Annotated in this window: 11 protein-coding genes; 4 read left to right on the top strand and 7 right to left on the bottom strand. The window is 61.7% G+C overall.

Annotation, left to right across the window (positions count from 1 at the left end):
* Positions 1-652: 652 nt before the first annotated feature.
* Both AC3EA7_RS15200 and AC3EA7_RS15195 read left to right on the top strand, forming a co-directional pair.
* Positions 653-2,161 (top strand): MDR family MFS transporter, encoded by a 1,509-nt coding sequence (locus AC3EA7_RS15200; protein WP_488614911.1) that lies wholly within the window; start codon positions 653-655, stop codon positions 2,159-2,161.
* A 924-nt stretch (positions 2,162-3,085) separates the two neighbouring features.
* On the top strand, positions 3,086-4,381 hold the full coding sequence (locus AC3EA7_RS15195) for an MFS transporter (protein WP_488614910.1): 1,296 nt from the start codon (positions 3,086-3,088) through the stop codon (positions 4,379-4,381).
* A gap of 39 nt (positions 4,382-4,420) precedes the next feature.
* Here AC3EA7_RS15195 and AC3EA7_RS15190 read toward each other — a convergent pair whose 3' ends face one another.
* From AC3EA7_RS15190 to AC3EA7_RS15180, 3 genes are all read right to left on the bottom strand, one after another.
* On the bottom strand, positions 4,421-4,648 hold the full coding sequence (locus tag AC3EA7_RS15190) for a hypothetical protein (RefSeq protein ID WP_488614909.1): 228 nt from the start codon (positions 4,646-4,648) through the stop codon (positions 4,421-4,423).
* Between the two features lie 119 nt (positions 4,649-4,767).
* The gene (locus AC3EA7_RS15185; RefSeq protein WP_488614908.1) at positions 4,768-5,211 is read right to left on the bottom strand and encodes a hypothetical protein; all 444 of its coding nucleotides are present in this window, start codon (positions 5,209-5,211) and stop codon (positions 4,768-4,770) included.
* Between the two features lie 160 nt (positions 5,212-5,371).
* On the bottom strand, positions 5,372-7,246 hold the full coding sequence (locus tag AC3EA7_RS15180; RefSeq protein WP_488614907.1) for a glycosyltransferase family 39 protein: 1,875 nt from the start codon (positions 7,244-7,246) through the stop codon (positions 5,372-5,374).
* Positions 7,247-8,205: 959 nt separating this feature from the next.
* Between AC3EA7_RS15180 and AC3EA7_RS15175 the strand changes: the two genes are divergently transcribed.
* Both AC3EA7_RS15175 and AC3EA7_RS15170 read left to right on the top strand, forming a co-directional pair.
* On the top strand, positions 8,206-8,880 hold the full coding sequence (locus tag AC3EA7_RS15175; RefSeq protein WP_488614906.1) for an RNA polymerase sigma factor: 675 nt from the start codon (positions 8,206-8,208) through the stop codon (positions 8,878-8,880).
* Between the two features lie 5 nt (positions 8,881-8,885).
* Positions 8,886-9,428: an anti-sigma factor gene (locus AC3EA7_RS15170; RefSeq protein WP_488614905.1), complete on the top strand. Its 543-nt coding sequence runs from the start codon at positions 8,886-8,888 to the stop codon at positions 9,426-9,428.
* A 158-nt stretch (positions 9,429-9,586) separates the two neighbouring features.
* Here the strand turns inward: AC3EA7_RS15170 and AC3EA7_RS15165 are convergent, their stop codons facing one another.
* The 4 genes from AC3EA7_RS15165 to AC3EA7_RS15150 all read right to left on the bottom strand — a co-directional run bounded on the left by AC3EA7_RS15165 (position 9,587) and on the right by AC3EA7_RS15150 (position 11,589).
* Positions 9,587-9,805 (bottom strand): hypothetical protein, encoded by a 219-nt coding sequence (locus AC3EA7_RS15165; RefSeq protein ID WP_488614904.1) that lies wholly within the window; start codon positions 9,803-9,805, stop codon positions 9,587-9,589.
* Positions 9,806-10,194: 389 nt separating this feature from the next.
* Positions 10,195-10,458, bottom strand: a complete 264-nt coding sequence (locus AC3EA7_RS15160; RefSeq protein WP_488614903.1) for a type II toxin-antitoxin system RelE family toxin — start codon at positions 10,456-10,458, stop codon at positions 10,195-10,197.
* Entirely contained in the window at positions 10,455-10,760 is a 306-nt protein-coding gene (locus AC3EA7_RS15155; RefSeq protein WP_488614902.1) for a hypothetical protein, read from the bottom strand. The genes AC3EA7_RS15160 and AC3EA7_RS15155 overlap by 4 nt, the downstream gene beginning before the upstream one ends.
* A 301-nt stretch (positions 10,761-11,061) precedes the next feature.
* Positions 11,062-11,589 carry a single-stranded DNA-binding protein gene (locus AC3EA7_RS15150; protein ID WP_488614901.1) on the bottom strand — a complete coding sequence of 176 codons (528 nt, stop codon included), beginning with the start codon at positions 11,587-11,589 and terminating at the stop codon, positions 11,062-11,064.
* Positions 11,590-11,680 lie beyond the last annotated feature (91 nt).

Here is an 11,680-nt window from a genome sequence, read left to right as displayed (position 1 = left end):
GGTGCTCAACACCAATCCAGCCGTAATGCGAGGAATATCGATCATGGCGTTTTATGTCGGAAACGGAACGCCACGCATCATACCACAGGTGCAAGGCAAAAGGTGAGGGGCGTGAGGCGTGAGGCGTGAGGCGTGAGGCGCGAGGCGTGAGGCGTGAGGCGTGAGGCGTGAGGCGTGAGGCGCGAGGCGTGAGGCGTGAGGCGCGAGGCGTGAGGCGCGAGGCGTGAGGCGTGAGGCGTGAGGCGTGAGGCGCGAGGCGTGAGGCGTGAGGCGCGAGGCGTGAGGCGCGAGGCGCGAGGCGCGAGGCGCGAGGGCAAAACCGCGTCGGGCGAGCGCGGTGAGCACGCGGTTCGACCATGCTCACCGCAGGTGAAAGTCCCGCCGGGGCTGCTGATGCCAATGCGCGGTCATCCGTCTCCGATTGCCAGGGCGCGTTGGCCGTTGCGCTGCGAACCGAACCATCGAACATCTTGTCTGGCTGACCGCGATGTGGTATCAGCGAGGACCTGAAGCCGCAACGATACGGCGTTTCGCAGCAAATCATGGCTTCACCCGTAAGGCAGACGCCCACGTCCCCTGCGACATACCATGGTACAATACCTAGACGGGGTATTCGCGGTGCACTGCCGCGTTCATTTATTTGGGAGCCAATGTGTCATCACAACGCACGATTCTGATCACCGCCGGGTTGATGCTCAGTCTGTTTCTGGCATCAATGGAGTCAACGGTCGTCAGCACCGGCATGCCAACGATTGTCAGCCAGCTGGGAGGTCTCGAAAGTTACAGCTGGGTGTTCACCGCCTTTATGCTCGCCTCCACTACGATGGTTCCCCTGTACGGGAAACTCTCTGACCTGTTTGGCCGCCGTCCAGTGTTTCTGGGGGCAATGGCGATCTTTCTGGTCGGGTCGGTGCTGTGCGGGCTGGCAGTCACCATGCCGCAGTTGATCGCCTTTCGCGCTATTCAGGGCATCGGAGCGGGTGGATTGCTGCCGCTGGTATTCATCATTATCGGCGACCTGTTTTCGCTGGAGCAGCGCGCGCGGTTGCAGGGGTTGTTTTCCGGCGTATGGGGGGTGTCGTCGATCATCGGTCCATTGCTCGGCGGGTTCATTGTGGACCAGGCATCATGGCAGTGGATCTTCTGGATCAATGTTGTTCCCGGTCTGGTGGCAACCGCAATCGTCTGGTTCGCCTGGATTGACCGTGCGTGCGCCCACGACGCGCCGAAACGCTCGATCGACTATGCCGGGTCGGTACTGCTCACTGCTGGCGCAGTGGCGCTGCTCCTGAGCCTGACCGACCTGGGCGCGTCGTGGGCGCTGCCGACGCTCCTTGGCGCGCTGGCAATGTTCGGCGCGCTGGTGTGGGTCGAGCGGCGCGCCAGCGATCCCGTTCTGCCCATCGGTCTGTTCCGCGACCGGATGTTCATGGTCGCCTGCGGGCACGGCATCCTCGTCGGGTGCGCGGTCTTCGGCGGGGCGACGTTCGTGCCGCTCTACGTGCAGGGAGTGCTGGGGACAAGCGCAACCGAGGCGGGCGCGGCGCTCATGCCAATGCTGCTGGCGTGGGTCTTCTCCAGTATTATCGGGACGCGCATGCTGCTACACGTGGGATACCGCACCGTGGCCCTTGCGGGGATGGTTGCGCTGGTCATTGGCGCATTTCCGCTCATGTTCGCTGATGCGCAGACCAACCGCCTGCTGCTGATGGTCTACCTGGGATTGATGGGATTTGGCATGGGGTTCTCGATTCCAGCGTTCCTGATTGCCGTTCAGAGCAGTGTCGAGCGCAGCAAACTGGGGACAGCCACTTCGACCCTGCAATTCAGCCGGAGCATTGGCGGTGCGTTTGGCATCGGCATTATGGGCGCGGTGTTGAGCGCAACAGTGACCGCCCGACTGGCGGCGGCGGCACTCGATGCATCCGTCTCGCTCAACAGTCTGATCGATCCGCTGGGAGGGGATATTGCCGTGAACGATGCGCTGCGCAGTGCGCTCGGCGCCGGAATCAGCGGTGTGTTCGTTGTTGCGTTCATCGCGTCAGCACTGGGGCTGCTGGTGACGCTCTTTGCACCACGCGGGTTGATCGCGCAGGCTGCCGCTGAACGCAGGCGCGACGAGGGAGTGGCGCAGCCGGCAGGCGTGAGGCATGAGGCATGAGGAGCGAGGCGCGAGGAGTGAGGAGCGAGGAGTGAGGCGTAAGGCGTGAGAGGCTTTCGCCACAAAACTCACGACCTGAACGTCAGGGGGGCTTAGACCTGCCATGACGAATGTCAGACCACTCTCGCCTCAGTCGGCAAAAATCTCCCGAACTGCCATACTGAAGCCGGGGAGCACGTCGTCGCCGGGCAGGTGATCGTCGATGGTAAACTCGCGGACGTCGGTGAGCGAGCGGATACGCAAAGACGCTCTGTGACGACGGGTCGACCATCCAGACCAGCCGGACGCCTATCGAGAAGAACTCGCGCAATTTCTGGATCGTTTCCGCCCAGGTGTTGCCGGGTAACCGTCACCTGCGCTCCCCCACTCCCCACTCCGGGTCCGAGCACGATTTGTCAGGCGACAACCGGACGCTCAGCCCAGCGCTGAACCGTCGGGCTGAGCGTCCGAAGGGCGCTGCCGCGCCCTCGCCCCGGTGGGGACGCATGCCCGGAGCCAGCCCCGCGTCAGCGGGGCTTCGTTCGCTCAGCGCGGACGTTATGGAGTTTGATTAAATATTCCGCTATCCGCCTTGTAGCCCGGCGACTAAAGTCGCGGGCTCCTGCTGCGAAGCCCGCCTGCGCGGGCTGGGCCAGGCAATACCGAATTATTTTCTCAAAAACCATAAGTCGCGGGCTCCTGCTGCGAAGCCCGCCTGCGCGGGCTAGACCGGGCGATACCGGATTAATTTCTCAAAAACCATCACGTCCGCGCGTATGCCGCTGGTCGGGATTGGCGGCGAGGAGCGGCAGTCACAGCCCTGTCGTTTCCTGACACATCATGCCTGCCCCCCCCACTCCCCACCCCCTCAGACCGATTATCCATCCTGTGGTATGATAGTTCCCGTCGCCGCTCTGTCGCTCCACTCACACAAAGAAGGCAGGTATGACCGACCCAAACGCGACGATGACCGCACACGCCGAGGCGGTTGTCGGGCGCTATGCTGCGCGCAATTTCTGGCTCAACGTCCTCGATGGCGGAACATTCTATCTGGGCTTGAGCACAGTATCACGCTTCACGGTGCTGCCGCTCTTCGTCGAACGCCTCTCACCCGACCGTTGGCTTCAGGGGTTGATCCCGACGATCAACTACACCGGCTGGTTTCTGCCAGGTCTGTTCATCGTGCCGATTGTGGCGGCGATGCCGCGGCGCAAACCGATTCTGCTGGCGGCGACGCTGTTCGAGCGTTTGCCCTTTCTGCTTTTGGGGCTGGCACTGCTTCTCTGGCCCGGTCTGCCCGGCGCCGGGCTGCTGGCGATCTTCTTCTGCTGCTACGCCATCCACGCGATTGCCGCCGGGTTCGCCTCCATTCCCTGGCAGGATTTCATTGCACGGGTCATTCCCGGCAACCGTTGGGGCATCTTCTTCGGATTGCAGAGCGGACTCGGCGGTTTACTCGGTATTGGCGGCGCGGCGGTCGCTGCCTGGGTACTGACCGCATTTCCCTTCCCGCAGAGCGTCGGCATTCTGTCGCTCATCTGCTTCGGTTCGATGGTCATATCGTTCATCTTCCTGGCATCGACCATCGAACCGGCGTTGCCGCCGCAGCCAGCGCAGCCGCTGACGGCGTTCCTGCGCGGCGTGCGCCCGCTGCTCGAGCGCGACGCCCCGTTCCGCAACTACCTGATCGGACGGGTCAGCATTGCGCTGGCGCTCGTCGGGCACAACTTCATTACCGCGCTGGGACTCGAACGCTTCAACCTGTCCGGCGCCGATGTCGGCGGTTTCACCGCGGCGCTGCTGGCGGCGCAGGCAGTGAGCGATCCGCTCCTCGGCGGGATGGCGGACCGCTGGGGGCACAAGCAGGTGCTGGAACTCTCGACGGCGGTAGGGTTGGTCGCCATTCTGCTGGCGCTGATCGCGCCCTCGCCGGTCTGGTTCTACATCATTTTCGTGCTGGTTGGCTTTTCGCAGGCAGGATACATTCTCTCCGGCTTCACGCTGGTGTTCAGTTTTGCGCCGCCGGCGCAGCGCCCCGCCTACATCGGCGTCTCGAACATTGTAATGGCGCCGGTCGCAGCCGCCGGACCGCTCCTCTCCGGGTGGCTCGCCGAACTCGTCAGCTACGAGGCGCTGTTCGTCGTGCTGCTGGTCGTGGGGATCGCCGGTCTGAGCTGGATGCGCCTGCGCGTGCCGCGTCCGGCAGCGACGGCAACGCTGGCAGAGGAGCGGGCGGCGTAGGGGTCAGGCGCCGAAGGTGATAGTCCATCCTAAAAAGTCTCAGGTCGCAAATTCGTATACTGGCGTGTCGATAACCTTTTTTGGGGGCTGTTGTAAACGGATAATTTCGTGGATGCGCTCGACTGTTTGAGGTGCAAACAGTCGCTCACCCGTTTCAATGTTGACACGTGCCGGTACACCCCCGATGGCAATAATGCGGCCATTGATCTCGATAAGGTATGTTACTTCTTTCTCAACGAGGGTTTCGTTCCAGACATGTTCGCTCATCCTGCCCTCCGTTCTGGCAGATCAGGCTTCTAATGTCCTGCTCTCATCGTCGCTACGCTGCGTGTTGCGTTTGCTCAGCGAGCTTCTGCTGCAACCAGAGATTGACCAACGTTTCGACCTCACTGCTTATCCTGCTCAGTCAGCCGTCGATGCTTTGCCCAGCTCATCGTCTTGATGAATTCCACCCGCCGAAAGCGGAGCGCCGACCAGTCCGCATCGATCGCCACCTGACGGACGCCCTCGAAGCCCAGTTCGCCCAACACTGCCCAACCAGTGTCCCGGTTGAACTCGCAGGTGTAGTTCTTCGAACTTGCTTTAGGATAGGCGAACCAGACGATGGCATCGCCTTCCGCCTGCCGGGCAATGGCCCGCGCCAGGTCATTCACCTCGGCCTGCGTGGTCACGAATGCGGGCGAGAAGACGATGCGCTGGGCGCTGTCAATACTCCGCCGGATGGCGACGTCTTTGAGTAAAGCGAGTTCCGGTTCGAATGACTCCGGTGCGTTCAATACCAGGATTTCCGCCTGGTCCTTCAGATTCAGTTTCTTGAAAAGATCGGACATACTTCCTCCACCCTGCGGACTCTGGTATTCGTCGTCGGGCGACGCGCTTCGGCTTTTTCGCGGGGATCAAACGGATGAGCGTGCGCAATGCAGTGTTGATGGATTCCGTGCCAGGGAAATGTCGATGCATTGTAGCGTGCTTGAGCGTTCTGCGCAAAACTCACTCCGCCTCCCACCCATCCTGTCCGTCCTCTAGCCGCAGCCGTTCGCCGGTGCGCGGGTCGTACACGCCGATGACAAGGCGGTACGTCGCCGGTAGTGCATCTGGCGGCGCAAGGACGGCCGCGCGACTACGGTAGGTTTCGCCAGGTTGCCAGGCGTCGGTCGGCATCAGTGGTCCATCGTGTTGCGCAACGATCTGACTATTTATGTCGAGTAAGTGAACGAACAGAAACAGATCGCGTCCCGGAGACGCGATGGCGCGCCAGTGTAGTTCGATCCGCACGGCATCGCCGCCAGCGACGCGCGTCGATGAGACGGCGGCGCGCTCCAGGATCAGCGTGTCGCCAAAGTGGATGTTGACATCGCGCAGTGGTGCACCGACATCGCCGAGTTCGTAGACTGCCAGTTCGACGCCGCCGTACCAGCGGCTTTCGGCGCGGAAGGCGCGCTCAGCGAGCCAGGCGCTCACCACGCCATTGGGGTCAGCCTCGTAAGGGACGTAAAAGATGCCGTAGAGCCGCCGGTGGCGTTGCTCCATCTGATCGAGTTCAGCAAGCGTCGCCGTCGGGTCGAGCGGACGGAAGCGCGGCAACGGGTAGCGCTTTTGCGAACCTTTGAAGTAGTAGTCGAACACATCGGTCTGCCCCGGACCGATCAGCAGGATGGCGTCGTCGGGGCGGGCAGTGGCGGCGACGGCCTGTGCCAACCCGCGGTAGTCATCGCGCTGGAAGGCGGGATCGAACCATTCGTTGCGCAATGGCATCACCGCAGCGGCAATGAAGCACGCAGCCAGAAGAACGCCGATGACGCCGCCGGCACGCATACCGAACCGATGGGTCGCGCCGCGCACCAGTGTGGCGCCGCCGATACCGAGGAGCAGGTGGAAGGCGGGCAGCGCAGGCAGCAGAAAGCGCGGCTTGTAGTAGGGCTGATTCAACGAGAGCGCGATGATCGCTATCAGCGGCGCGAGGAGCCAGGCAAGCGCCATGCCGGTCGCTGCCGGCGACACGCGCCAGGACGCGAGCGACGCCACGAGCAGCATGACGAAGCCAGAGACCCAGAACCAGGATGCGGCGGGCGCTGCCGGACCAAAGCTGAACACATGCAGCACATCGGCAAGAATGAAGAGCGGATCGACCGGCTGTTTGGCGAATGTCCAAACCGCCAGGCGCTCGCGGCTATTCCAGACAAGCGCCAGGAAGAACCCGGCGAGCGCCAGATGTCCCGCGATCCACGCCAGCCGCGCGCGACGGCGCAGGAGGATCGCACCGGCGAGTGCCGATGCCGCCACGAATGCGACCATGAAGTAGTGCGTTGCGAGCGCCGCCAGCGCAGCCGCACCGTAGAACAGCATCCATTGCCAGGGGTGTTGCGTCGCGTTCAACGGATCAACGGCGCGATCCCCGGTTTCTGATCGGACGGCGGCATCGAGCGCCAGCCAGAGACATGCTGCCAGAAGCATCGCCAGGGCGTACATGCGAGTTTCCTGGCTGTAGTGAATGGCAAACGGCGAGACAGCAGCGGCAATGCCAGCAAGCCAGCCGGCAACGGCGCCAGCCCAACGCCAGCCGAGGATTGTGGTCAGTACGACTGTGATGGCGCCGCAGACAGCGCTGAACGCGCGCGCCGCCGCCTCGCCGGTTCCCGTTAGCAGCAGCCAACCGTGGAGGAGCCAGTAATAGAGCGGCGGATGGACATCAGAGGCGGCGGCGCGCGCGATGTCGTCGAGCGGTCGCACTGCCAGCGCGACCGTCAATCCTTCGTCGTACCAGAAACTCTGCGCGTCGATGCGGTAGAAACGCAGCGCCAAAGCCAGCGCGAAGAGCGCCACGAGACCGAGGGCGCAACATAACAGGTGTGTGGTGCGATGCATCTCATGCCAATGAACGGGTAACGCTGAACGTTCTTGACTTCCCATACGCAACGTTCAACCCCGCAACCTGTTGGGTAGGCGAAGGCGATGCCTTCGCCTACGCGGTCGCACTTCGGTCAGCGATTATTCGGATAGGCTCTAAGAGCTTTGCCCTGCACCGCGACCGGGGCGTTGCGGCGCAACTCATACGAACGTGCGGTCAGTCAGACACGATGTTCGAGCGCCGGTTCGCAAGGCGTAACGACCCACAATGCGCGTTCGCAGTCCGCCCGGCGGCTGAAGCTGCGGGCTACGGTTGCCAAGCCCGCCTGCACGGGCTGCACTGGGCGATACTGAATGATGTTCGCAAAAACCATTCTTGTCCAGCCGTGAGCATGGTCGAACCGCCTGCGGTGAGCATGGTCGAGCCGCGTCCTCAGCGAAGGCTTTCGCCCGCAGCGCCCCGTTGCGCGCCCCGGCGTGTTGTCCAAATGACCACACATGAGTATCAGCACCGGCGACGGCGCGGCGCGTCGGATTGCCCGCCGACACCGCGATCCGACCAGAGGCGGCGCGGCGCGTCGGATTGCCCGCCGACCCCGCAGCGCGACCGGAGCCGTTGCAGTGCAACGGCTCTCCGTTCTGCACCCTTCTCGCCTCTTGCCTCGCGCCTCTCGCCTCTCGCCTCTCGCCTCTCGCCTCGCGCCTCTTGCCTCGCGCCTCGCGCCTCTTGCCTCTCGCCTCTCGCCTCTCGCCTCTCGCCTCTCGCCTCTCGCCTCTCGCCTCTTGCCTCTTGCCTCTTGCCTCTCGCCTCTCGCCTCTTGCCTCTCGCCTCTCGCCTCTTGCCTCTCGCCTCTTGCCTCTCGCCCATAACCCTGGTGGATTGCAACCTTTTCATCCCTGGACTCGTCATGTACAATTGAAGCGATGTATGCGTCGATGGGCTGTGAGTCACATCGGCGCTGCAAGGGAGTAGAACGGTGGCTGAGCCATCTGCTGAACTTATCCGACGCGCGCAGGCTGGCGATCCGGAAGCATTGACACAACTCGTGCTCAGCCAGCAGCAGTATGTCTACAGCATTGCCATGAGCGTGCTGAAGAACCCCGACGATGCTGCTGATCTGACGCAGGAAGCGTTTATTCGTCTCTTCCGCGCATTGCCGCAGTACAATGGCGAGAGCCGGTTCACGACCTGGCTCTACCGTCTGGTGGTCAACCTGGGGCGCGACGAACTGCGTCGCCGGGGACGGCAGGCGCCGCTGGCATCTCCGGCAGACGGCGATGAAGACCTCAATGCCATCGATGGCATCGCTGACGATGATCGCTGGTCGGACCCGGAGGAGGCGCTTGACTCGCATGAATTACGCAGTGAAGTGCGTCGCGCGCTGGCGCAGCTCGAAGAGCATTATCGTCTGGTGCTGACGCTCTATTACTTTGAAGATATGAAATATACCGATATTGCTGAGATCCTCGATCTGCCGCTCAACACTGTTAAGAGCCACATTCGGCGCGGGAAAGAGCGCCTGGCTGCCATTCTCCAGGAGCGTGAACAACCGCCGGCTGCACACGCAATGCCGGCGCCAAAGCAACCGGAGACTGGCGGCAGACCGTTTAGCTCGTTTATGCGGTTGCCTGTGCCGGTCGGAGGGAGGTAAGCGCTATGTTGGATTGCGATGAAGCCCGCACGTTGCTGGCGCTTCACACAGAGCCAGAGATTAATGACCCGGTGCTGCATGATCACCTTGCTGAGTGCCCGGTGTGCGCCATGTATCACCGGCGCAACCGGGTCATCGATGCGGCGCTGCGCGAAGAACTCCGCTGGGAGCCTCCCTCCGTGCTGACGGCGCAATTGATGGCAATTGCGTTGCAGGCGTCTCATCTCACCTCTGTATCGCGACCGCGTCGCTGGTACATTATCACCATTTACAGCCTGACAGCCGTGGTCATGGCTGTCTCCCTGGCGGTTGCATGGACCTATGGCGGCAGTTTGTTGATGCAGGTCGGTCTGAGCAATGCGCTGGCATGGGTGTTCGACATACCGGCGCAGTGGCTGGCGCAGGTGATACAAACACAGCCTGACTCGCAGCGGTTGATCGAGTTTGCGCTGCGCGTGCGCGATCAATTGCTCTGGCTGCTGCTGGCGGCTATTTTGTGGGCGCTGTTCGACCGCGCGCCGCAATCGTCGCTTGCCAGAACCGAATAACCTCCTGCACGCATATGCGTTGCCAGGCATCTCAAGAACGAAGCGCCGGAATGGTGAGGTTCATCTCCCATTCCGGCGCTTGTGCATAGTGTGCGACGGCAACGCACATCAACGGCGAGTTGTGCTCGTGTCTGTAGCACAAACGGTTGGCGAGTTGCTCACATCAGGATAGGCGACATGCCACTCCACGCTGCTCCACCGCTCAGCATCAGTCCGGCCCACATCCCATGCGGCGATTTGTCGCCACGCACCGTCCGCGCTCGCATCCGCCCGATTGCGCGCTCCGTCCGATGATTGGGCTTCGGCGCGCCCTCCGCCCGCTGAACCACCCCAACCTCTTCCCAATCCTCACGCAAGCGGCGCGCGATGTCGCGCAAACGCGCCAGGTCCGCGATCCCTTTTCCCCCTGCCGTCCAGGAAGCCGCCGCCAGACCTCGAACAACCGTCGCTCGCCATCCGCAGTCGATTCATTCACCGCCGGCTGCGTCTCTTCCGCCGCCCACCGCCATCGCTCAGGCGCGCGCCGCCTCAGATCGTTCAGCCGTCGCCTCACCCGGCGCGGCACGTGAAACCGGGCAACATCGGTATTCGTCGTAAGAAGCCAATCTTCTGGTGGAATGCAGTAAAAAGGCGTATGTTCATCGACCTACACCTTGATAGAAGAGATGAAGCGGCATAACGGCTCGCGCTTCAGCCGCTGCGCGGAGCGAGGGAGCAGTCGGCTGCAAGCGCTTGTTGAGCAGGCGTGTTTGATGATGTGCTACGCTCACTTGAGAAGACGATCGTACTCGTCGTGAGTGCCAATCCAAAACCAAGTCACGGTATCCGCTTGGAGTAATCCAAGCGCTCTGTATCCTAAGCCAATCCGAACCGAATAAAGCGGTTGGTTTACCTTCACTTGTTTGAAGAAAAGACTTGGATGTGCTGGATTGTCTCGCCATAGCTTGTAGGCTTGCCGTGCGCGCTGGCGAATCTCTGGGGGCAAAGCCCAATAATGCTTCCAGAAGGACTCGGTCGTTTGCGACTTCATTGGTGTTCAATGAACTCGCCGTGTTCATCGAACATCGGCAATGTCTTGCCGGCGTTGATTTCGGTTTCCACCGCTGCTAACAGTGCAGCGAGTTTGTCGTCGCTCGTCGCAGTGAATTGGGCGTCCCAGAGCGCTTCATCTGCCGCGATTTCTTCAAACGTTTCTTCTGTGGGCAGGGGATGTGTTTGAAGGAAGCGCGCGAATTGATAGAGTTGCATTGTGCGCGCCAGCGGCATAGTTGTAGCGATGTCAGCAATGGCTTTCACCAAATCGGCTTGGGTCTGCTGTATTTTCGTCGCCATGTCTCTCACTCCACGTAATAATTCTACCACGCGCTTTCTGCGCGTTTGCGATCACGCCTGCCTAACTATATGAGTAGACGGATACCTATCCGTCTCTCCTGAGCATTGACCGAACGCCATCCTTCTCCCCCCTATGGCGGTTGAGACGGATACGCATCCGTCTCTCTCCCTCCCCTGGCATGATGGATGGCCAGACGCCCGCCTAAACCTGCCCAAGAAAAACAAACGTGCTCTAGTTTAGGCGACACAAGCGAGGGAGAGAGGTCCCTTGCTGTCTTCAATATAAGGTTTCAGACCCACGCTAGAACGGCAGGTCATCCTCATTTTCGACCGGTTGCGGCATATTGCGACCGGGGACGCGAGACGCGCCTGCCCGTGCGGGACCGTTGGAGATCGCCTCGGATGGAGCGCCGGGCGCCGGGGTGCGGCGCGGAACGCTGCCGACCGCATGCATATTCAGATCGTCGGCTTCGACCGGTGGAACGCGATCGCCCTTGGGAGTCAGGATGATCATATCCTGCGCGACAACTTCGGTCATGTAGCGCTTCTCGCCAGTGTTGCGATCCTCCCAGCTGCGCGTCTGTAACCGCCCTTCGACGTAGACGCGCGTTCCCTTCTTCAGGTACTCGTTACAGATTTCTGCCAGCTTATCCCATGCAACGATCCGGAACCATTCCGTATCATCGTGCTGAACGCCGTCTCCCGACTTCCAGGAACGGTTCGACGCAACGCGAAACGTCGTAACGGCGCTACCCTGCGGGGTGAACCGCATCTCCGGGTCCGCTCCCAGGTGACCGGTGAGCATCACCTTGTTCAGATCTCTGGCCATAAAAGCCTCCTCTTCCCGACTGTACTGATGTCGTCCCACCAGGACCTTCGCCCATCCGAAGCGCCCCGGATACCGGCACACTGCCGATATG

The sequence above is a fragment of the Roseiflexus sp. genome, assembly GCF_057785375.1.
Note: the sequence above shows the minus strand (reverse complement) of the source record. Positions and strands in the feature narration are given on the sequence as shown.